Here is a 21118-nt window from a genome sequence, read left to right on the forward strand (position 1 = left end):
TGCTCTGAAGTGTGTAGGTTTTTTTAAAAGCATCAACATCCTTATAACCACTTTATAACCGCTCCACCTGTTGCACCCCAGTCACTTGTCGGAGTGCGCTCAAGGCTTTTTGCAATTGTGTTGTGCTTTCGACTTCTAAGCTGAATGTGAGCTGGCAGCGTGCGCTTGCCATGCCCTGACGCACGGTGCGCAAGCCACTGATGAGGATTTTTTCACGTGCGAGCACATCGGTGATGTCTTTCATCAAATCAACCGATTCTTGGGCATACACCAGAACATCAACCGCATAACGCATGCCTGCGCGCTCGGCCCATGTGCACGACAATACCCGTTCAGAGTGCTGAAACTGCATGTGCTGAAAGTTGTCGCATTCAAGTCGATGAATTGAAATGCCTTTGCCACGAGTGACAAACCCAGCGATGGCATCGGGTGGCGCAGGTTTACAGCATTTAGCCAATTGGGTCATGAGGTCGTCTAAACCGACCACCAATACGCCGCCTTTGCCCACTTCCGATTTGTTGGCTTGAGTGCTGACCCAGTTGTGGTCTTCCACGGCTACGGGCGGTTCGGCGGGGGCTTGGCTTTTGAACAACTCTTCCAAGTTGTGCGCAGTCATTTCTTCACGACCAAACGCGAGGTAGCATTCTTCAGTCTTGGTAAATCCTAAGCCTTGAGCGATGTCCTCATGTTTGACCGAGGTTTTACTCAAGCGTTGTAATTCTTTTTCAAATACAGTGCGACCTTGGGCGATGTAATCCGCGGTGGCTTGCGCATTAAACCATGCTCGCACTTTACTTTTTGCACGCGGGCTATTGGTGAAACCCTCGCGCAGCCAGTCGCGCGAAGGCCCGCCCTGTTTAGCGGCGATAATATTGACCGTTTGACCTGTTTGCAGTTTTGTTGTTAAGGGCACCATTTGGCCGTTCACTTTTGCGCCTCGGCACAAATGCCCCAAATTGGTGTGGACATGATAAGCAAAATCAATCGGGGTTGAATCGCGCGGCAGTTCAATCACCCGAGCGTCTGGGGTGAGCACATAAATATGCGGGTCTTGTAGTTTAAAAGCTTTACCTTGCCCCGCCAATGCGTGAGTTAAGTCCGATTGCCAGCTGATGAGTTGACGCACCCAAGCAATTTGCTCATCATAATTGGCTTGTTCCGTGCTGATGTCCGCCTTGCCGCTTTTTTGTTTAAAGCCACCTTCTTTATAACGCCAATGGGCAGCGACACCGTACTCTGCAAACTGATGCATCTCTTGTGTGCGAATTTGAACCTCAATCGGTCGACCGTCATCACCGACAACGACCGTGTGCAAGGATTGATAGCCATTGGGTTTTGGGCGGGCGATGTAATCGTCAAATTCTTTTGGAATGGGTTGCCACAAATGATGCAATACGCCCAGCACGCCGTAACAGTCTTTAACATCGGCGACAATGATGCGAAAAGCACGGATGTCGTATAAGTCGGCAAATTGCAATTGTTTGCCACGCATTTTGTTATAAATGCTGTAAATATGTTTGGGGCGACCCGAAATTTGCGCATTGATTTGCTGTAAGGCCAACGCTTGTTCTAACGCCGCAATCGACGCACTGACAAAACTTTCTCTTTCTGCACGTTTTTCATCGAGCCATGCTGAAATGTCTCGGTATGTTTGAGGCTCCGCAAAACGAAATGCCAAATCCTCTAATTCCCATTTGATTTGCCACACGCCCAAACGATTGGCCAAGGGCGAATACAGCAACAAAGTTTCCTTGGCGATGTCCTCAGGGCAGGTTATTTTGTTTTTGGCGTAATAACGCAAGGTTTGTAAACGCGAAACCAGTCGCAAAATCACCACGCGAATATCATGCGCCATCGCCAACAACATCTTGCGCACGCGCTCAATTTGCGCTTGCATGTCGGCATCGGTGTTTTTATCTGAGTGCGCATGTTGAACCTTCGCGCGAGCACCCATGTGCATGAGCGCATAAAGGTTTTGAACGCGCTGTGCTTGTTCCGCACCCCACTGCGCTTTTAATGTTTCAACAATATGTTCACGTTCTTCTGTTGTGTATTCACCTTGCAACCAGCCGAACAAATACGCGGAAATATGCATGTCATCCGCGACATCCAAGCGCGACAAAATCTCGCTCATCCCTACCGCATGAGCAAACATGTCTTCGCCTGAACTTAACAACCGATGTTCATAACGTTCTTGTGCCGATGCACGCGCATCGTCCACCGAGGTGAATTGGATGTCTATCTTAGAGTCGACAGGCTTGATTTTAGAAGGCATTGTAAAAATAATGATTGATCAAAAAAACACAGCGTCATCATATCATTGACTTTCTTATAAAAGCACTACAGGCGAGCAAAACACTTTGAAAATCAAATTTTGCTTTGATTTGTTGGATAGTTTGAGATAGGCAAAGATATCTATATTTAAACTGACGTATAATAAAGTCTTACGTTGTTATGACACACCTGAAAGGAAAAAGCATATGTCCACTTATTCGTGGCTCGTTATCGCAACAGTTTTGTTGGTGATTGAAATCACCACAGGCACTTTTTACCTGCTCATGCTTGCCATTGCCGCGGTCTGTGCATGGTTCGGGTATTTGTTGGGCGCATCGTTTCTCAGCCAATCTTTAATTTTTTTAGTTGCGTCTGCGATTTTAGTCAGTTTGGTGTATCGCTACCGTACTCAAAAATTGCGGCAAGCGGTGCCGAATCTCGCCGACCAGTTGGATACAGGTGAAATCGTCATGGTCAATAAATGGCACAACGGTGTGGGTGACACCCAGTATCGCGGGGCACATTGGCAAGTGGTTTTAGAAACACCCATCGAACACCCCACAACAGGTCAGTACCGCATCGTGCGTTTGGACGGAACGCGCTTGCTTGTTAAACCGTTATAACCCGTTGTTTTTTGTTCTCCTCTCTGCTTAAAGCCCAGATTGTTTTGAATGATGCCTTTTCTTTTTTAACCATTTAGGAGTATTGTTTATATGGAATTCATCACTTTTCCACTCGTCATACTTGCATTGGCGGTATTTTTTGTCTTGCAAGCTGTTAAGGTTGTTCCTCAACAAAGTGCATGGGTGCTTGAGCGTTTTGGCAAGTACAACCGCACCTTATTACCAGGTTTGAACATCGTCATTCCTTTCATGGATCGTGTTGCTTACAAACACTCGTTGAAAGAAATCCCAATGGATGTGCCCAGTCAAGTGTGTATCACGCGCGACAATACGCAGTTGCAAGTGGACGGCGTGATTTATTTCCAAGTGACTGATCCGATGAAAGCGTCTTATGGCTCATCGAATTTTATTTTCGCCATTACTCAACTTGCACAAACCAGCTTGCGTAGTGTGATTGGTAAGCTTGAGCTGGATAAAACTTTTGAAGAGCGTGACATCATCAACTCACAAGTGGTCAGTGCGCTTGATGAAGCGGCAACCAACTGGGGCGTTAAAGTTTTGCGTTATGAAATTAAAGATTTGGTACCACCCGCAGAGATTTTGCGCTCAATGCAAGCCCAAATTACCGCCGAACGTGAAAAGCGTGCGCTGATTGCCGCTTCAGAAGGCCGTAAGCAAGAACAAATCAACATTGCGACAGGTGAGCGCGAAGCCTATATCCAACGTTCTGAGGGTGAGAAACAAGCCGCCATCAATAAAGCACAGGGTGAAGCGGCCGCGATTCTCGCCGTGGCCGAAGCCAATGCATCTGCCTTACGCCAAATTGGTGAGGCCACTCAGTCAAACGGCGGTATTACCGCGATGAACTTGAAAGTGGCGGAGCAATATGTACAAGCGTTCCAAAACATGGCAAGCAAGAACAATACGTTAATCGTACCTGCGAATATGGGGGATATTTCAACCTTGATTAGCAGTGCGATGAAAATCGTGGACAGTAGCAAACCGCGTTCTTAATATAAGTCCTTTTTTATTGTCTAAAAATAAAAATTAGCAAGCCTCATTCAATTGTGGAAACGGTTGAAACTGTTTATTTTGGATTAAATCTTCTCAACAGTTGAATAGAGGCAGGCGATAAAGCATTTGAAAATGCTCTTTTTGACAGGGAGTCACTCAGCAAATTGTTCCTTGAGTAAGGTCAATTTGTCGTAAACTGCTCACTTGCTCGGTGTGTCATTGTTGGCATCAGCGATGCAGTCCAGTTGTGATATAAAAAAGTGTCCTCATGTCTCAAAGTACCCCCGCTCATATCTCTAAAACATTAAAACAAATTTGGTTGGGTTTGTTTTTGTCTTTTATATTTTTAACCGTCTTTACTTTTATTTTGCCTCAGGGGCACGCCTTGGATATGTGGATTTCGCAAGGCTTATACAACGCGTCCACGGGTGAATTTTTATTCAACAATGACACCAGTTGGGTTGAGGTGCTGTTGCATGATTGGGCGAAGAATGCATTGCTATTAATGCCTGTATACGCATTGGTACAAGTGCTCGTTGGTTATTGGGTCAAGCGTGTTCGTGGTTTGACGCCAACGCAGTATGATGCTTGGCAACGTTGGGCTGCGTTACTGTTCGCCGCTGTGCTGTCCATGTTGCTCATTACATATTTAAAAAAATGGAGCAATCAAACCTGTCCTTGGAGCTTGGTTGATTTTGGTGGTGAATGGCCTTATGCCGATTTTTTTACGGTGAAGCCTTGGGGGGATGATAAGCAATCATGTTGGCCAGCTGGTCATGCTTCGGGCGGGTTTATTTTATTGAGTTTAGCGTTTGTCGGCGGCTGGCCGCCCAATATGTGGAATGTGCGCCTGCGCACGCAAGCAGTGGCTGCACCAAAGGGTTTGGGCGCACGGGCATTTGTCTGGTACGCCTTGGTTATTGGTACGGTGCTGGGTTTTGCGCGGGTGTCGCAGGGGGCGCATTTTTTCAGCCATCAGTTTTGGTCACTTTGGTGGATTGTTCTAGCCAATATGCTTTTTTTAAAAATGGGCTTATTTAAAATACGTTGGTTGATGGGTGGCTCGTCTGTTTCTGATGCTTCAAAAGATGAGGGTTTACAGTCGCCTCATGCTTAAAAGCATCTCATTTATGGAAATAAAAGGTTGTTTGATGAGGCCGTATTTAAAGCAAATCCCCTTAGTGTTCGCATTGTTTTTTATGGCATTGCAAGCTCATGCCGAAAGTCCAATCCGCAAAGGTATGAAAGAAATAAAAATTGTTTCTGAGGATGTGTTGAGCAGTCCAAATTTAGAGTCGTTTCAGCACAACGTGTTGTTATTTGAACGCCTGCTCGACAGTGCCAGTCATGAGGCTTATGACGGCACGCCAGCGGAACAGTATATTTATTTGGACGGCATGGATGAGTTGAAGCAGGGCATGACAGAAGTACATGAGGCTGTTGCAGCCAAAGATGTGTTGGCTGCCAAACAAGCGTTTAAACAATTGCTTAACGCTCGTCACCGTTATCATCATGCTTTGGGCGTGTCCGATTAATACGGACACGTTTACGCTATGACATTCTGACGGTATCAGATTGTGTGTCTCAAGTGTTTGAGCGTTTGAATAGTAAATGCGCCACTGTTTGCCCATGATCTGAGGTTTCAGGCGAGTGGCTGTGTAAATGGTCGTTCAAGCTGAATACTTCGCGCACTTGGGCTATTTGGTTACGAGATTGCGGATGGAACTCCTCTGAGACAAATACATGGTCCATGACTTCCAATGCGCCTTCGTGAATATGTGTGTAAGCGACGTAGCGTTGAGGGTCATTCTTGGTTTGGATGCGCATCGCATCAAACAATTGAAAATCATAAAAACTTTTGCCAAAACGCCCAGAGCCCGCAATGATTTGTGTGCTCACAGCATGGGCGTGGTCGTTGTAATCTCCCGTCACAACACACGGTTCGTGATTGCGTTGCAGCAGTCCATTTAAGTATTGGCGTATACCAATTGCATCTGCGCCACGACGCATCAAAGAGCGATACGTGGCTAGCGCCAAATCATCGGGGTTTGACTCGTCTTCGTCATGTAAATAATCAGGCCGTTTTGATTTTAAATGTAAACCCAGCACATGCAGCTTGACCTCATTGGGCAAGGTCACTGCGACATGCAGAACTGCGCGAGTGATGTGTGAAAGGGGCATTTCGTAACCAGGCGGCGTGACGGTGAAGTCTTTGCTGTAATGGCTGACCCAGTTGGGTTCTTCGGCCAAGGGCAAACGGGTGGCTATGGCGACTTGCGGGACGAGGCTGTTTTTAGGGGGCATGCCGACCGCATCGCGTCCAATGATTTTCGCGTGTTTCATGGTTCGGCTGGCACGCACAGCTTCTGTTAAAGCATCGAGATGGAACACTTCTTGAAAGACAATAATGTCTGCGTTCATGCTGTCAATTTGTGCCGCCGTCCAAGCGATTTTGGCATCATACTCGTGCTGAGTATAGGGGTCTTGGTTGGCATAAAATTGAAAGCCCGCTTTGGCAAAATTGCGCAAATTAAAGGTGCCGATTTTCACGCCAATGTCAAAGGCGTCATTGTGTCTAAAAACGTTGGGCATGTCTGTCTCCGTATTAGAGAGTGGGGTTTTTTTAAGTACCCAAATGGTGTTTGTTTGATTTTGCCGAATAACCCATGGCATGTGAAATTTTGTAAGCCGCTTCTTGTAACAACTTCACCCACGCTTCTTGCACCCGCTCCGCAGGAGCCGAGATGGATAACCCAGCGACCAATTGATGGCTGTCGTCATAAATGCCCGCTGCCATGCACGAGACGCCAAGTTCTAATTCTTCGCGGTCACGTGCCAAGTGATTCATGCGCACCCAGTCCAGCTCTTTGTGCAATTTTTCAAGGGTGGTGATGCTGTTTTTTGTTTGCCCTTTGAGCTGGGTGCGGGTGGCGTATGACAATAATGCGGTTTTATCATCTTGGGCGAGAAACAGCTTACCAACCGAAGTCAAATGCAAAGGGGCACGACCACCAATGGCGCGCACGACTTGCATGCCTGAACGTTCAGAAAATGCACGCTCAATGTAAATGATTTCATCATTTTGGCGCATGGATAGGTTAATGGTTTGGCGGGTTTGCTGGTGCAATAACTTCATAATCGGGAGGGCGACATCGCGCACATTGAGCCGTGCTTTAACGAGGTTGCCCAACTCAAGCAAACGCATGCCAAGTTGATAATGCCCCGATGAGGGGCGGTCTATCATGCGTGCGAGAACAAGGTCGTTCAAGATGCGGTGAGTCGTTGAAATGTGCAGGCCTGTTTGTTCGGACAGCGATTTCAAACTCATGGCTTGGTTGTTTTGAGCGAGGACGTTGAGCAAATCATTGGCACGCTCAAGCACCTGAATGGCAGGGCGCAACATCGGTTGCGTCGTTTCTTCATCTTGGTCGTGGTAGGGGGCGTTGGTATTCATGGCGTGTTTTTAATAGCGTGCATGGTCGTAATAATCGAGCTGTTCCATTAAACGTAAATAAAATTGGTGGCGTTTTTCTGTAATCTGCCCTTCTGCAATGGCCGCCAGTACGGCGCATTGCGGCTCTTGTAAGTGCTTACAGTTGTGGAAACGGCATTGGCCGAGATAGGGTTTAAATTCGGGCATCGCATGTTGGATTTGTGACAATGAAAATTGCGCCATGCCAAATTGCTCAAAACCCGGCGAGTCAATGATGTCTGAAGCCTGCCCGTTGATGTCACAGTCAAATAAGCGAGTGAATGTGGTGGTGTGTTTACCGCTGTTGAGTACGCTTGAAATCTCACGCGTTTTGAGTTGCACATCTGGAATCAAAGCGTTGATGAGCGAGGACTTGCCCATGCCGCTTTGTCCCATGAGCAGTGTGGTTTTGCCTGCCAAATGGGGTTTTAATTCGGTATCAAGAGAGTCTGCTTGTTTGCTGGATACCTCTATCAGCGGATAACCCAGTTGAGGATAGAGCGATAAGGTGGCTCGCGCTGATGCCAGTTTGTCGCTGACATCGACTTTGTTCAAGATGATTAAGACCTCAATCTCAGCAACTTCAGCACAAATCAGCGCGCGTCCAAGCAGCTCCTCCGAAAAAGCAGGCTCAGTGGCGCAGACAATGGCCACTTGGTCGATGTTGGCGGCGAGGTTTTTTTGTTTGTTAAATTCGGAGCGATAAAAATGGTTGCGTCGTTCTTGTAACGATTCAATCGCCCCTTGGTTGTTCGATGTGGGCGTGACGTTCACGATGTCACCGACTGCGTAACCTTGTTTTTTACCGCGAGCGACCAGTTGAATGTATGCGCTCGCGTCCATATCGGTGCGCTTATCAAGTGTGAGCGCGAGGAACTGATGACCGTAACTGGCAATGATGCGCATGGGGGTGGTGCTCATGCTTTGCCCTCGAGTAATTTTTGTAAACGCGCGACTCGAATCAATGCGGGTGGGTGAGAATCATAAAACCGTGAATACAAGGGGTCGGTTCCGACAAAACTGGCATTTTCTTGGTACATGCTCACCAGTGCGTTGATTAACTCTTGTCCATTGCTGTTGTTGACCGCAAATTCATCGGCTTGAAATTCGTCTTTGCGTGAACCGTTCGATGCAATTGGAGACAATATAAATGTAAAAACGGGCAAGGCTAAACTAAAGAGCACCATGCCCACGGCAAATAAATGAGTGGGTTGTGCTTGCAATGCGCTCGGACTAACCCCCAATGCGTCGTAAAACCAAGTTTGGTTCGCCAGATAGCCCAATGCGGCAAATATCAGCAAGCTCAGTGGCAAAATAATCAACATGCGGCGCAGAATGTGTTTGTGGTGAAAATGCCCCAGCTCATGGGCCAGCACCGCTTCAATCTGCGGTTCAGTCAATTGCTTGAGCAATGTATCAAAAAATACAATTCGCTTATTTGCGCCAAAGCCAGTGAAGTACGCGTTGCCATGCGCTGAACGGCGCGAACCATCCATCACAAACATGCCGTTGCTTTTAAAGCCGCAACGGTTGAGCAATGCATCTAAACGTTGCTTTAAATCACCTTCATCCAGCGGCGTGAATGTATTAAATAGAGGCGCAATCACTGTTGGATATAGCCACATCATCAATACATTGAGCGCGATAAACAAAGACCACGCCCACAGCCACCATGTTTGAGGCATCAATGCCATGAACTGCAAAATGCCGTAGAGCAACGGCAGTGCGATGGCCGCAGACAATACTGCATTTTTTAGCATATCCACCAACCACAAGCGTATGGTCATGTGGTTAAAACCGAAGCCCGCTTCAATTTTAAATTGCGACACATAAGACAACGGCAACTCAATCATACTGCCGATTAAACTGAACAGCACCATGAAGGCAACACCAAAATGCAAAGGATGGTCGGTGACGTGAGCCAGTACCCAGTGCGCTAAAATATTCAACCCGCCGCCCAGAGTCCAAAATAACAGAGCAACAGTCGAGACAACAAGACCGAAACGACCAAAGCGCAGACGCGCCAAGGCGTAGCGCGCAGAAAATTGATGCTCGTTCAATGTGATTTGAGAGTCAAAAGGCGCAGGGACTGCATCCATATGGTGAGTGATGTAACGCATTTGCCGTTCGGACAGCCACCACTTTACGGTAAAATACGCCGCGCACGCGATGATGAACAGCACTCTTAAAGTTGAACTCGGATTGTTGAAAAAATCGCCCAGCAAATGTTCCATTGAACCTTCCATTTTTCGGATTATGAAAGATTGCATTATGACAGAAAACACCCCGCAAAACAAAATCCCCCGCGATGACAATCGCTTGATTTGGTTGGACATGGAAATGACAGGGCTTAACCCTTTGACCGATAAAATTCTTGAAATTGCGGTGGTGATTACCGATGCAAACCTTGATACCGTCGCCGAAGCACCTGTATTGGTGATACATCAATCCGATGACGTGCTCAATGGCATGGACGCTTGGAACACCCGCACGCACGGTCAATCGGGATTAATTGATAAAGTCAAAGCCTCTACCTTGACGGAGAGGGATGCAAGTGAACAGTTACTTGATTTTTTGAGGGCATACATTGGCGCGAACAAATCGCCGATGTGCGGCAACTCAATCTGCCAAGACCGTCGCTTCATGGCGCAGCACATGCCCGAATTAGAAAAACATTTTCATTATCGCAACTTAGATGTCTCCACCCTAAAGGAACTCGCCAAACGCTGGCATCCGAGCGTGTACGATGGCTTTAAAAAAGCGACCCGTCACACGGCCTTAGCAGATGTGTATGAATCAATTGATGAGTTGAAACATTACCGTGAGTTTTTGTTAGTGAAATAAACGCTGCGGGTCTCTGAAAGAACCTCATGGATGGTGCGGCGTTCGCTGTTCATGAGTGCCGTGCCCAATAACGCCACGCAATTTAAACTCAAGAACCCAATCGTTTGAATGTACACCGCGGTCGCGTTGTCACCAGAAGCGGATATTTGCCCATGAATTTGGGTGTACAGCAATAGCAGGGCTGGCAATACGCCAAAATAACTCAAAATGTAGCGCAGCCACGCCTGTTTATTCGTCAGTAAGGTTTTTCCATCCAATTGCACAACTTGAATGTGCCATGTTTTTTGCGCCAACGTGTGCCCAGCCTTGCGCCATGAATATGTGAAATAAAAGCCAAACATCAAAAAAATCACCAATTGCGTGAACCAAATCGGTGTTTTTTGTCCGATTAAAGTGAATAACACTTGAATCAGACCACCCGTGATGAAATAAATGCCGAACAGCAACACAAATTCGTATAAACAGGCTGCAAATCGACGAGGAATCGAGGGTGTTGAGACTAAGTTTGATGTATTCATATTGGTCAAATAAAAAGAATCGTATTGGAGAATGTTAAGCGGATGCTTACCTGTTCAATTTTACTTTGTATTGCCAAAGAGAACGCCATTTTTGCTACAATTCTAGTCAGTTAAACTTAAAAAAGGGTGGATTATTTATGGTACTTCTTATTATTAGCTTTACTTTAGCTTTATTTACTTTCAAACGCATTAATTTAAAAAGTAAAACGAAAAATTTTTTTGCTGCATTTTTTGTTTTTTGGATTCCAGTTGTAATTTACAATTTATCTTTAAGCGACGAAAAAAAGGCTGAGATCAAAGCAAGTCAACTCGCAGCAAAAGTTAAAGAAGAGTCAATAGGCGGTCTTTCGGACAAAATAGAAAGCTATAGGGGTGAAGGCTCAAAAAATTTGCAAATAACTCTTAAACCGAAAGAAACAAGGCATGAAAATATGTATGTGCTTGATTCGGCATCTGACATGATGGATGTTCTGAAAAAAATAAAAGAAAAGAAACCTGGGCAATACTCAACGGTAACTTTTGTTAATCAAGGGAATTTACTTGACCAATATGCAAATAAAGTAGTAGATGTTTTATTTACCACGACATACGATATGACAGAAGTAGAAAAGGTAAATTTTGAAAATATAAGCGATGTCGCCCTCATGAATAAATTTACCATTGATAAAGTTGAGTTGGAACCCGTTGGAAGGCAATTACTATCTGTTTTTTGCTTGCCTGAAAATTATTTAGAACGAGCTCAAAGCTTTTGCGTCAGAGCTTTAGTAAGATAAGCCTCAAATAAAAAAGCCATTCATTCGATGGCTTTTTTTATTTTTATATAAACCAATCGGTATTGCCTCAGTTTGAAATATCTGTTTTCTTGTTGTAAAAACCACGTTTTTTAGCAACTGTCTCAGGCATTAACCGCACGATTTTTTCAAAGCTCCAAACAATGGCTATTGATTCCAGCCCCCATCGCAGGGGTAACACGATTTGGTTTAGGTCAAGTTTTTTTCATGGCTTAAGCATAACATAGCTTGACCTGTTTTTTTAAAGTCCCTCAAATTTCGAACTGAGACACACCCCATTTTTTAGAGAGATGTTTAAATTGGTATTGACTTGGTATTCTTATGGTATTAAAGTGGTATTTAATTGGTGTTTATAAATCATTTTTAACCCACAAAGGAGACGCGCATGAACGACGCACACTGGTTGCTACTTAAACCAGATGACGCCTTGGCGACACCTTTGTATTTGCAATTGGCAAAAAAGTTAGCTGAAGCGATTAACTCAGGTTGGTGGCGTGCCCATGAGGCGTTACCGTCGGAGCGCGTGTTGGCTGAACACATTGGCGTGTCTCGTGTGACCGCTCGCAAAGCAATGGATGTTTTGATTGAAAAGCGTTTGGTGAGTCGTCAACATGGTTCGGGCACTTTCATCACCCCTCATATTGAACAACCGCTGTCACGTTTAACCAGCTTTACAGAACAGTTGCGTCAACGCGGTTTTGACCCATCTTCTGTGTGGCTAGAGCGGCGCATTGATACGCCGAATAGTGAAGAAGCGATTCAATTGGGGTTGTCCAGTCACGATCGTGTTGCTCGTTTAAAGCGGCAACGTTGGGTGGATGGGGTGGTGATGGCGATTGAGTATTCGACCGTGCCCGTGGCTTTTTTGCCCAAACCCTTGGAGTTAGCACAGTCGTTGTATGCGTTTTTTGATGCGAATGCGTGTTCGGTGGTTCGCGCTTTGCAGCATGTGCGGGCGGTGAATGCAAGTCCAGAAATTGCCGCATTGGCAGGTGTTCGAGTGGGTGAGGCGATGCTGTTGATGAAGCGTCTTGGTTTCACGGTGGATGATGTGCCGATTGAAATCACGCATACGTACTGTCGCAGTGACTACTATGATTTTGTCGCTGAACTCAGAAAATAAAGAGGAACAACATGAGCCACAGCACTATAACGGGACGTATCTTGACAAGCAAGGGCTGGTTGGACGGCGCGTTGCATGTCATGCCGAATGGTCAAATTGGTGAGGTCACAGGTTCAGCGCCCGCGAGTGAGGGTGCTCAACGCTATGTGTTGCCCGGATTCATTGATGTGCATGTGCATGGCGGCGGAGGTGTCGACATCATGCAAGGTGGGGCGACGGTCACCGATGTGGCGCGTTTGCATGTGCAGTTTGGAACAACATCATTGCTCGCGACCACAATGACCGCGCCAATGGCTGAAATTCAGACGGTCTTAAAACACATTCAAGTGAACACCCAAGTCCGCCCGACAGGTAGTGCGCGTGTTTTGGGTGTGCATTTAGAAGGGCCTTACATCAACCCCAGTAAACTGGGTGCGCAACCTGCGCATGCCAAGCGGGCTTTTATCCAAGAAGTAGATGCGTTGTGTGACTTGGTTGATATTCGCTTAGTGACGATTGCGCCTGAACTAGAAGGGCATTTGGACATGGTTGAGCATTTGAGCCGAAAAGGTGTGCGGGTTCAAATTGGTCATACACTGGGTAGTTATGAAGATGGCGTGAAGGCTTTGGAAAAAGGCGCATCTGGTTTTACTCATTTGTTCAATGCCATGACGCCATTAAAGCACCGCGAACCTGGGATGGTGGGCGCTGCGATGGCGCATGCGGAATATTCAGAAATTATCCCTGATTTGTTACATGTTCACCCAGGAGCCATTCGCTGCGCACACCGCGCGATACCGCGGCTATTTTGCGTCACGGATTCGACGGCGGCGGCGGGCATGCCTGATGGCGAATATAAGCTGGGCTCGCAAGTAGTGAACAAGTGCTTGGGCGGCGTGCGTTTGGCTGATGGCACATTGGCGGGCAGCACGTTGACGATGGATCAGGCCTTGCGCAATTTGGTATCCATTGGCATGAGTTTAGAAGAAGCCTCAAATATGTTGTCATTATTTCCAGCCGACTATCTAGGCTTGGCGGATAGAGGCAGATTGGAAACGGGTGCATGGGCCGACGTGGTGGTGTTGGATGCTCATCTGAAAATTGTAGAAGTTTATGTCGAAGGGGAACGAATTGAATTCACTCATGTACCAAGAAGCTAAGTCAGCAGCGCAAGCGGTCACTAAACAACAGCAAAATTCAGATGACTTACTCAAAGGCATTGCTCAACGCTTAATTGCATTGTCCCCTTCGTGCGGGCTCACTGTCGCCAGAGGCAGCTCCGACCACGCGGCGAATTATTTTGCTTATTTGACGATGCAACGCATGGGTATACCCATGGTGTCTTTGCCCATGTCTTTGCAAACCATGTATCAAGCACCCTTGAAAGTCAAAGGTCAGTTTGCAGTGGCGTTGTCACAGTCGGGCAAAAGCCACGATTTATTGCAAACCATGCAGCAACTGCGAGATTTAGGCGCGTATACCGTAGGCATGGTGAATGACGTCACAGCTCCGCTGGGCAAGGTGGTTCATGACTTGGTTGCTTTGGATGCGGGGCTTGAGCGCAGTGTGGCTGCGACCAAAAGTTATATTGCTTCTTTGACCGCCGCCGCTCGCTTGGTGGCGCATTGGAGCAGCGATTCAAATTTATTGACAGGACTCAATGAGTTGCCCGAGCAGTTGAAAATGGGTGAATGTTATGACTGGAGTGCCGCCATTCCTGTGTTGCAAAATGCCGAGCGCATCATGATTGTTGGGCGTGGTTTAGGTTTTAGCATTGCTTTAGAAGCCGCTTTGAAACTAAAAGAAACCTGCGGCATTCAAGCTGAAGCGTTTTCGGCGGCTGAAATTAAGCATGGTCCAATGGCTTTAGTCGAGCAAGGCTATCCATTATTGGTTTTTGCCCCCAAAGGTCAGGCGCAAGAAGGCTTGTTGGCTTTGGCGACAGAAATGCAAGGACGAGGGGCGAACGTGATTTTAGCGGCTTCAAGTGATGTCGCTCAACGGCATTTGACCATTGGCACAACGTGTGATGAAGCGTTGGATCCAATTTTAGCGATTCAGGCGTTTTATTTGATGGCAGCCCGTTTGGCGGAAGCCAAAGGTTTAAATCCAGACGAGCCGCGGCATTTATCCAAAGTGACCGTCACAGTGTAGTTCCATTAACCCAACCCAACGAACACAATAAATCAAATTAAATCAAATGTCCGTAGAGACACATAGGCTTATAAATAGGAGACCGAATCAATGAAATTTAACAACGTATTTGCCCCACTCGCAGGCTTTGTTGTGCCGTTGAGCCAAGTGCCTGACCCCGTTTTTTCGGGTTTGGTCATGGGCGATGGTGTTGCGATAGACCCCATGAGTTCGACGGTGGTTACGCCGTGTGATGGTGTCATTATTCAACTGGCTAAAACTGGACATGCGTTCACTCTGAAAACGACAGGAGGTGCTGAAATTTTAGTGCATGCAGGCATTGACACCGTTCAGTTGAAGGGCGTGGGCTTTAAAACTTTAGTCAAGCAAGGTGATTCGGTTGACTTGGGGCAAGCCATTATTGAAGTGGATTGGGATGCCGTGAGTCAGAAAGCCCCATCCATGCTCACCATGGTGGTTTTGACCAATGGAGATGAGTTTGATATGGTTAAAGCGGACCACTCAGAAGCGTTTGTGGGTGAGACTTTACTTTTTACATTAACGCCTAAGCAGGCGATAGATGGTATATCCACAACGCAAGGGGACGTGCTTCAACAGCGTACTTCGGTGCTGCATTCAGGCGGCTTGCATGCCCGTCCAGCCGCGCTGATTCAAAACGTGGCCCGCCAGTTTAATTCGACCATCAGCATTCAGTTTAATCACGAGCAAGCAAACGCCAAAAGCATCGTGTCTTTGATGGGCTTAGGCGTACAAGAAAATGATGAAGTGGACGTCAGTGCGCAGGGTGACGACGCTGTCCAAGCGTTAGAAGCCGTGGTGCATGCCTTGCAAACCCCAGTGGTGGCGCATCACTCTGTTGCTGAAGTCGAGACACCCACAACAATTGGCGCGGCGGCGTTGGCTGAGGTTGAGGGAGGCTTTTCTGGAATTGTCGCCTCATCGGGTTTGACCTTTGGCCCTGCTTTGTGTGTTCGTGAAACAGTGCCGCATTTTGAAGAACTGGCTTCATCTTCTGACGATGAAGAGAAAAAGAAACTCTTTGCAGCTTTGGAGCAAGTCAAAGGTAAGTTGCAAAACAATATTCATCAGAACACAGGCGCATTGCGTGATATTTTGACCGCGCATTTGGCATTGTTGGAAGACCCCGCGTTGTTGTCGTCCAGTGTTCAGCTCATGCGTGAGGGCAAAAGTGCCGCGTATGCTTTTTATCACAGCATTGAAACTCAAATTGAACGTTTAAAATCCTTAAACAACGAACTGTTGTTTGAGCGCATTACAGACTTGCAAGATGTGCGATTGCAAGTGCTAAAGGCCTTGTTGGGGGTAGAAGATGCAAAAGTTGAAGTCAATCAAGCATCTATCATCATCGCCCACGACTTAACCCCATCACAATTGACGGCATTACCCAAAGAAAAAATAAAAGGCATTGTGCTCGCCGCAGGCGGCAAAACGTCGCATGTGGCGATTTTAACTCGTAGCTTAGGCATCCCGATGCTGGTGGCTTGTGGCACAAAAGTCAATCAGGTGCGTGACGGACAAATCTTGATTGTGGATGCAAAAGAAGGTGTGTGCAAAACCCAGCCAACAGCGCAAGAATTGAAACAGTTGCAAGACATCATCGCGCATGATGAGCAACGCCGACAAGCCATGATGGTGCACGCCCACAGCCATGCGCGGACAGTCGATGGTCGTGAGATAGAAGTTGCGGTGAATATTGCAGGCGTGAGCGATGCGCAAGAAGGTGTGCGCATGGGTGCTGATGGCGTCGGCTTGACACGCACTGAGTTTTTATTTTCTGAGCGTCAATCAGCCCCCAGCATTCAAGAACAAGTGACATCGTACCAAGCCATTATCGATACCTTGGCGCATAAGCCCGTTATCATTCGCACCTTGGACGTGGGCGGGGATAAAGAAGTACCGTACTTGCAATTGCCGCAAGAAGAAAACCCTGTGCTCGGCCTGCGTGGTGTGCGCTCTGCGCTGGTTCGTCCTGAGTTGCTTGATGTGCAGCTGAGTGCGTTGTTGCAAGTCAAACCGTTGAGTCAACTGCGCATTTTGTTGCCGATGATTACGCAAGTGGCTGAAATCAAACACATTCGTGCGCGTGTGGATGAGTTGGCGACACAATTGGGCATTAGCGAACGTCCGCAGTTGGGCATCATGATTGAAGTGCCTGCGGCCGCGATTATGGCGGAGTCACTTGCTAAATATGCTGATTTTTTCTCAATTGGCAGTAATGATTTGACACAATACACGATGGCGATGGATCGTTGTAATCCACACTTGGCCGCGCAGTTGGATGCTCTAAACCCCGCTTTACTGCGCTTGATTGACATGACCGTTAAAGGCGCGCAAGCCCATCAAAAGTGGGTGGGCGTGTGTGGCGCAGTGGCTTCTGAGTTAGAGGCCGTGCCGATTTTAGTCGGTTTGGGCGTGAATGAACTGTCCGTGTCTGTGCCGCTGGTACCTGAGGTGAAAGATTTAGTGCGCACCTTGTCATTTGCTGATTGTCAGCGGTTGGCACAAGATGCACTGCGTTTGGAATCGGCTGAAGCCGTGAGGGGCTTGATGAAGCAAAGCTTTGGTAAAACGTCTTAAAAAAAGGGAGGTCATAAAATGATGACTAAATCTAGGTGTTATCAATGTAAAAATAAGTCGTAAAAAATTCAAATTTTAATGATGAATGATTCTAGGAGATAAAGACATGAGCATAATGAATCGACTCAACGGCTTACAACAATTGGGGCGTGCCCTGATGTTGCCAATCGCCGTTTTACCTGTGGCAGGTTTATTGTTGCGTTTGGGACAACCTGATTTATTGAATATTAAAGTGATGGCGCAAGCGGGCGATGCTATTTTTGGCAACCTTGCTTTGATTTTTGCCATTGGGGTGGCCGTTGGTTTTGCAAAAGAAAACAACGGCACCGCGGGTTTGGCAGGGGCTATTGGCTTCTTGGTGTTGACGGCGGTTTTAAAGGCGATGCCCGATACGCTGTTGCAGTATGAAGCGTTTAAAAGCTTTGTGCAGATGGATGAAAAAGGTCAGCCAGTTGTCCTAAATATGGGTGTATTGGCGGGTATCATCGCGGGTATTTCAGCGGGTATGTTGTACAACAAATACAAGGATTTTAAACTGCCGCCGTATTTGGCTTTTTTCAGTGGTAAACGTTTTGTGCCGATTGTGACGGGCTTTTCGATGCTGTTCGTTGGTGTCGTTGCTGGTTTTGTCTGGCCTTGGATTCAGTTGGGCATTGACCATGTTGGTCACTGGCTGATTGGCGCAGGTGGCGTGGGGCTGTTTATTTATGGTGTACTGAACCGTCTGTTGTTGGTTACAGGGCTACACCATATTTTGAACTCGTTTATTTGGTTTGTATTTGGTAACTACACCGATGTTGCTGGCAAAGTGGCAACAGGCGATTTAAACCGCTTCTTCGCAGGTGACCCGACTGCAGGTGCTTTCATGGCAGGGTTTTTCCCCATCATGATGTTTGGTTTGCCCGCAGCGTGTTATGCGATGTACCGTTGTGCAAAACCAGAAAATCGCCCCGTGGTGGGTGGGGTGCTGCTGTCAATGGGCTTAACCTCATTTTTAACGGGCGTGACTGAGCCTGTTGAGTTTGCATTCATGTTCTTAGCCCCTGTGCTGTATGCGATTCATGCTGTATTGACAGGTATTTCTTTGGCGGTCATGCATGCGTTAGATGTGCGTTTGGGCTTTACGTTTTCTGCGGGTTTGTTCGATTATGTGTTGTCGGGTAATAAAGGTCAAAATCCTTTGCTGTTATTGCCTGTCGGCGCAGTTTACGCACTGGTTTACTATGGTTTATTCACGTTTTTTATCAAAAAATTTAACTTGATGACCATTGGGCGCGAAGACAAAACTGAGTCTCAAACACAAACAAGCGCGGCTAGTAACTCTTCACGCGGTGAGGCGTTTGTTGCGGCTTTAGGCGGGGCCGGCAATTTAAAAGCAGTTGATGCGTGTACGACACGTTTACGTTTGACCGTAGTGAATAATGCGACCATTGATGAAGCAGCACTGAAAACACTGGGTTCGCGTGGCTTGATTAAATTGTCTGATACCAATATCCAAGTGGTCATTGGGCCAGAAGTGGATATTATTTCTGATGAAATTCGAGCCGCATTGGGTGCGGGTCAAGCAGGTGAAGGTCAACAGACTCAGGCTTCAGATGATTACAGCATGACTAAAACCATATTGAATCACCTTGACTGGTCTCGTGCACTGGGCGGTGATGACAATGTTCATAGCATCAAACTAGTGGCAGGCGGACGCTTGCGTGTGGCGTTGCGAGATAGCGCACGCATCAATCAAACAGCGTTAAAAGGTCTAGGCGTGCAAGGCATTATGAAAGTGTCTGACACTGTGGTGCAATTGCTGGTTGATAAAAAGCGATTGCCGCGATAAATGTTTAAATGATTCGCAGTTATTTTTTAAAAGCCTCCTATTCAAAATAGGAGGCTTTTTTTATCAGTATATTTTGAGAGGGAATCACCGTTATTGATTAAGTGCATCGGTTTATCTTTCTTTTAGCAACGCCATCATGATATCTGGGTAATTCGTCAAAATACCATCCACATGCCAGTCAATCAGGCGTTGCGCGTCTTCAATTTCGTTGACCGTCCAACAATTGACGTGTTTGCCTTCCGCATGGGCTTGTTCAATATCCGCTTGTGACACATCGTTGACATCCAAATGTAGAGTTAAATTGGGTGTCTTACTCATCATTGGCGATGTACTGAATTGAGTCGAGCGGCTAAACAAATGCCCGATTGCAACGCTGGGCATGAGGACATGAAAAGCCTCAATTGCCGCAGGATGAAAACTGGTGATAATCAGATGCTCCAGTAAATCAGGTACATCTTGAGCAACAGCTTGGACGCAGTCCGCGGTTCGTTGGGCAATGCGCCGAGCTTCGATTTCTGTTGCAGAAAGCGGTTCTGGCATTAATACAGGTCGATTATCCCGTGTGCTTGCATTTGGTTCGTTGTCAAAAGGCAATTCAGTTTTTAATTCAATATTAACGAAAGTTCCGAACGGACGGGCGCGTAATACAGCCTCCAACGTAGGAATACGACAATCCTTAAATTCGGCAGAAAAGTGAGAGCCCGCATCCAGTTGCGCTAAATATGCCCAATCATGGTCGCGCGTGCGCCCAGCACCATCGGTCAACGCCTCTAAAGTGTCATCATGAAATACCAAAGGCACGCCATCTTTTGAACACTGAACATCCAGCTCGATGCCGTCTACCCCCATTGCCCAAGCCAGTGCAAAAGCGGGAAGTGTGTTTTGCGGACAATAAGCCATTGCACCGCGATGTGCATAAATAAGGGGCGCGTGCCCTAGCTTTGGTAATTGTGTTTTAAATGAATGAGTGTTCATCTTTGCGAAATGTAGTTTTAGTGACAGAAGTATGCCTTATTTCAGGCGAATACAAATAAACAGAAGGCTTGTTTTTATAGGCATCACTTGCTTAAAAAATGATGATTGAATTTTCAGGTGGATAGCTGATTAAGTCGTTGTTGCTCCAATGTTTTTTATCAAAAATCGTTTGAAAAACTACGTTAAAAGCGCGGTTCAATGTTAATCGATTATTTATTGATATCTTAGTAGATTATTTTCAATGCTTATTTAGGTTGTACGTATGAGTACAATCCCATCAATTTGTTTAAAAAACAACAAAAATAACTAATTCCCACCCAACTAATTAGTTTTTATTTTTAAATGTGGTTCTTCATTTACTTTTGTTTACATTGTTTTTGTTGTTGTGTGCTAGAATCCCACCCAAATTAGGTTGAATTTTTACTTTGCTGCTTATTTGTTAGTTGTTTTGTCCTTTATGGTGTTACAAAAAAATAATTTAATATGAATATCACCAGACATTGCAATGCAAAACACTTCCTATCGGGATGCGGTTATTTGAGTAAGCAGTTTGTAAACTTTGATGTGCTTTTGTAAGTGCATTTAAAAAAAGTATATTTAAGAGGCTAACGCTTGTCGGGGCCGTTTTTAATAAATTAAGTTTGAGTTTAGAGAGGTGTAAGATGCGTACTAATCGGTTATCCCTATTGATGTGTTTATTAATTTCATCGGGAGTATTGCCCAGTTACGCGCAAGAAGTGGTCGCTGGGAGTGTGGATGTAGCGGGACAAACGCAAGCGGCGACAAGCCGTGAAGCGATTTTGGTCGCGCAAGCGAATGACAAAGGCGCGGCAGCCACGGCACAAGCAGCCCCTGCAGCCCCAGCTGTTGTCCGACCGCTCACCAAAGTCCTCAACCTCCCCAACAAAGGCAAAGTCTGGGT

At 46.5% G+C, this 21118-nt stretch carries 19 protein-coding genes; 12 read left to right on the forward strand and 7 right to left on the reverse strand.

What is annotated here, in order from left to right:
* Positions 1-52 precede the first annotated feature (52 nt).
* The gene (locus DFR44_RS03140; RefSeq protein WP_133619258.1) at positions 53-2275 is read right to left on the reverse strand and encodes a RelA/SpoT family protein; all 2223 of its coding nucleotides are present in this window, start codon (positions 2273-2275) and stop codon (positions 53-55) included.
* Positions 2276-2480: 205 nt separating this feature from the next.
* On the opposite strand from DFR44_RS03140, the gene DFR44_RS03145 reads away from it, so the two are divergent.
* The 4 genes from DFR44_RS03145 to DFR44_RS03160 all read left to right on the forward strand — a co-directional run bounded on the left by DFR44_RS03145 (position 2481) and on the right by DFR44_RS03160 (position 5446).
* Entirely contained in the window at positions 2481-2897 is a 417-nt protein-coding gene (locus DFR44_RS03145) for an NfeD family protein (protein WP_133619259.1), read from the forward strand.
* A gap of 90 nt (positions 2898-2987) precedes the next feature.
* Positions 2988-3911 carry an SPFH domain-containing protein gene (locus tag DFR44_RS03150; RefSeq protein WP_133619260.1) on the forward strand — a complete coding sequence of 308 codons (924 nt, stop codon included), beginning with the start codon at positions 2988-2990 and terminating at the stop codon, positions 3909-3911.
* A gap of 268 nt (positions 3912-4179) precedes the next feature.
* Positions 4180-5028 (forward strand): phosphatase PAP2 family protein, encoded by an 849-nt coding sequence (locus tag DFR44_RS03155; protein WP_133619261.1) that lies wholly within the window; start codon positions 4180-4182, stop codon positions 5026-5028.
* Positions 5021-5446, forward strand: coding sequence for a cytochrome b562 (locus DFR44_RS03160; protein WP_162845131.1), 426 nt, complete (start codon positions 5021-5023; stop codon positions 5444-5446). The genes DFR44_RS03155 and DFR44_RS03160 overlap by 8 nt, the downstream gene beginning before the upstream one ends.
* A gap of 49 nt (positions 5447-5495) precedes the next feature.
* On the opposite strand, the gene DFR44_RS03165 is transcribed toward DFR44_RS03160, so the two are convergent.
* The 4 genes from DFR44_RS03165 to DFR44_RS03180 are packed head-to-tail and all read right to left on the reverse strand — an operon-like array spanning position 5496 to position 9617.
* The gene (locus DFR44_RS03165) at positions 5496-6503 is read right to left on the reverse strand and encodes an endonuclease/exonuclease/phosphatase family protein (RefSeq protein WP_162845132.1); all 1008 of its coding nucleotides are present in this window, start codon (positions 6501-6503) and stop codon (positions 5496-5498) included.
* A gap of 31 nt (positions 6504-6534) precedes the next feature.
* Positions 6535-7365: an IclR family transcriptional regulator gene (locus DFR44_RS03170; RefSeq protein ID WP_246012033.1), complete on the reverse strand. Its 831-nt coding sequence runs from the start codon at positions 7363-7365 to the stop codon at positions 6535-6537.
* A 9-nt stretch (positions 7366-7374) separates the two neighbouring features.
* Positions 7375-8304 carry a ribosome small subunit-dependent GTPase A gene (gene rsgA / locus DFR44_RS03175; RefSeq protein WP_133619264.1) on the reverse strand — a complete coding sequence of 310 codons (930 nt, stop codon included), beginning with the start codon at positions 8302-8304 and terminating at the stop codon, positions 7375-7377.
* Positions 8301-9617: a M48 family metallopeptidase gene (locus DFR44_RS03180; RefSeq protein ID WP_133619265.1), complete on the reverse strand. Its 1317-nt coding sequence runs from the start codon at positions 9615-9617 to the stop codon at positions 8301-8303. Before DFR44_RS03180 ends, rsgA begins: the two co-directional genes overlap by 4 nt.
* Positions 9618-9654: 37 nt before the next feature.
* On the opposite strand from DFR44_RS03180, the gene orn reads away from it, so the two are divergent.
* The gene (gene orn / locus DFR44_RS03185) at positions 9655-10227 is read left to right on the forward strand and encodes an oligoribonuclease (RefSeq protein ID WP_133619266.1); all 573 of its coding nucleotides are present in this window, start codon (positions 9655-9657) and stop codon (positions 10225-10227) included.
* Here orn and DFR44_RS03190 read toward each other — a convergent pair.
* On the reverse strand, positions 10200-10745 hold the full coding sequence (locus DFR44_RS03190) for an RDD family protein (protein WP_133619267.1): 546 nt from the start codon (positions 10743-10745) through the stop codon (positions 10200-10202). The two genes, orn and DFR44_RS03190, sit on opposite strands and share 28 nt — an antisense overlap.
* Before the next feature lie 137 nt (positions 10746-10882).
* Here DFR44_RS03190 and DFR44_RS03195 point away from each other — a divergent pair, with 137 nt between their 5' ends.
* The 6 genes from DFR44_RS03195 to nagE all read left to right on the forward strand — a co-directional run bounded on the left by DFR44_RS03195 (position 10883) and on the right by nagE (position 19221).
* Complete coding sequence (locus DFR44_RS03195) at positions 10883-11518, forward strand: hypothetical protein (protein ID WP_133619268.1); 636 nt, start codon at positions 10883-10885, stop codon at positions 11516-11518.
* 403 nt (positions 11519-11921) lie between these two features.
* On the forward strand, positions 11922-12659 hold the full coding sequence (locus DFR44_RS03200; protein ID WP_133619269.1) for a GntR family transcriptional regulator: 738 nt from the start codon (positions 11922-11924) through the stop codon (positions 12657-12659).
* A gap of 11 nt (positions 12660-12670) precedes the next feature.
* Entirely contained in the window at positions 12671-13798 is a 1128-nt protein-coding gene (gene nagA, locus DFR44_RS03205; protein ID WP_133619270.1) for an N-acetylglucosamine-6-phosphate deacetylase, read from the forward strand.
* A complete protein-coding gene (locus DFR44_RS03210) occupies positions 13782-14792 on the forward strand; it encodes an SIS domain-containing protein (protein ID WP_133619280.1) in 1011 nt (336 codons plus the stop codon). The genes nagA and DFR44_RS03210 overlap by 17 nt, the downstream gene beginning before the upstream one ends.
* 90 nt (positions 14793-14882) lie before the next feature.
* A complete protein-coding gene (ptsP, locus tag DFR44_RS03215; RefSeq protein WP_133619271.1) occupies positions 14883-17390 on the forward strand; it encodes a phosphoenolpyruvate--protein phosphotransferase in 2508 nt (835 codons plus the stop codon).
* Between the two features lie 106 nt (positions 17391-17496).
* Positions 17497-19221 (forward strand): N-acetylglucosamine-specific PTS transporter subunit IIBC, encoded by a 1725-nt coding sequence (nagE, locus tag DFR44_RS03220; protein ID WP_133619272.1) that lies wholly within the window; start codon positions 17497-17499, stop codon positions 19219-19221.
* 111 nt (positions 19222-19332) lie between these two features.
* Here the strand turns inward: nagE and DFR44_RS03225 are convergent, their stop codons facing one another.
* Positions 19333-20196 carry a glycerophosphodiester phosphodiesterase gene (locus DFR44_RS03225; protein WP_133619273.1) on the reverse strand — a complete coding sequence of 288 codons (864 nt, stop codon included), beginning with the start codon at positions 20194-20196 and terminating at the stop codon, positions 19333-19335.
* Between the two features lie 662 nt (positions 20197-20858).
* On the opposite strand from DFR44_RS03225, the gene DFR44_RS03230 reads away from it, so the two are divergent.
* Positions 20859-21118 (forward strand): hypothetical protein (locus DFR44_RS03230; RefSeq protein ID WP_133619274.1); only part of this gene is annotated, 260 nt, incomplete at its 3' end.

Origin of the sequence: Hydromonas duriensis (genome assembly GCF_004363775.1) — a bacterium.
GTDB lineage: Bacteria > Pseudomonadota > Gammaproteobacteria > Burkholderiales > Burkholderiaceae > Hydromonas > Hydromonas duriensis.

What these genes read in the sequence shown, in the direction of transcription:
- DFR44_RS03180 (WP_133619265.1), bottom strand. Translation starts at nt 9,617, where the DNA reads ATGGAACATTTGCTGGGCGATTTTTTCAACAATCCGAGTTCAACTTTA.
- DFR44_RS03200 (WP_133619269.1), top strand. Translation starts at nt 11,922, where the DNA reads ATGAACGACGCACACTGGTTGCTACTTAAACCAGATGACGCCTTGGCG.
- DFR44_RS03225 (WP_133619273.1), bottom strand. Translation starts at nt 20,196, where the DNA reads ATGAACACTCATTCATTTAAAACACAATTACCAAAGCTAGGGCACGCG.
- DFR44_RS03155 (WP_133619261.1), top strand. Translation starts at nt 4,180, where the DNA reads ATGTCTCAAAGTACCCCCGCTCATATCTCTAAAACATTAAAACAAATT.
- DFR44_RS03145 (WP_133619259.1), top strand. Translation starts at nt 2,481, where the DNA reads ATGTCCACTTATTCGTGGCTCGTTATCGCAACAGTTTTGTTGGTGATT.
- rsgA (WP_133619264.1), bottom strand. Translation starts at nt 8,304, where the DNA reads ATGAGCACCACCCCCATGCGCATCATTGCCAGTTACGGTCATCAGTTC.
- orn (WP_133619266.1), top strand. Translation starts at nt 9,655, where the DNA reads ATGACAGAAAACACCCCGCAAAACAAAATCCCCCGCGATGACAATCGC.
- nagE (WP_133619272.1), top strand. Translation starts at nt 17,497, where the DNA reads ATGAGCATAATGAATCGACTCAACGGCTTACAACAATTGGGGCGTGCC.
- DFR44_RS03210 (WP_133619280.1), top strand. Translation starts at nt 13,782, where the DNA reads ATGTACCAAGAAGCTAAGTCAGCAGCGCAAGCGGTCACTAAACAACAG.
- DFR44_RS03170 (WP_246012033.1), bottom strand. Translation starts at nt 7,365, where the DNA reads ATGAATACCAACGCCCCCTACCACGACCAAGATGAAGAAACGACGCAA.
- DFR44_RS03150 (WP_133619260.1), top strand. Translation starts at nt 2,988, where the DNA reads ATGGAATTCATCACTTTTCCACTCGTCATACTTGCATTGGCGGTATTT.
- DFR44_RS03190 (WP_133619267.1), bottom strand. Translation starts at nt 10,745, where the DNA reads ATGAATACATCAAACTTAGTCTCAACACCCTCGATTCCTCGTCGATTT.
- nagA (WP_133619270.1), top strand. Translation starts at nt 12,671, where the DNA reads ATGAGCCACAGCACTATAACGGGACGTATCTTGACAAGCAAGGGCTGG.
- DFR44_RS03140 (WP_133619258.1), bottom strand. Translation starts at nt 2,275, where the DNA reads ATGCCTTCTAAAATCAAGCCTGTCGACTCTAAGATAGACATCCAATTC.
- DFR44_RS03165 (WP_162845132.1), bottom strand. Translation starts at nt 6,503, where the DNA reads ATGCCCAACGTTTTTAGACACAATGACGCCTTTGACATTGGCGTGAAA.
- DFR44_RS03195 (WP_133619268.1), top strand. Translation starts at nt 10,883, where the DNA reads ATGGTACTTCTTATTATTAGCTTTACTTTAGCTTTATTTACTTTCAAA.
- ptsP (WP_133619271.1), top strand. Translation starts at nt 14,883, where the DNA reads ATGAAATTTAACAACGTATTTGCCCCACTCGCAGGCTTTGTTGTGCCG.
- DFR44_RS03160 (WP_162845131.1), top strand. Translation starts at nt 5,021, where the DNA reads ATGCTTAAAAGCATCTCATTTATGGAAATAAAAGGTTGTTTGATGAGG.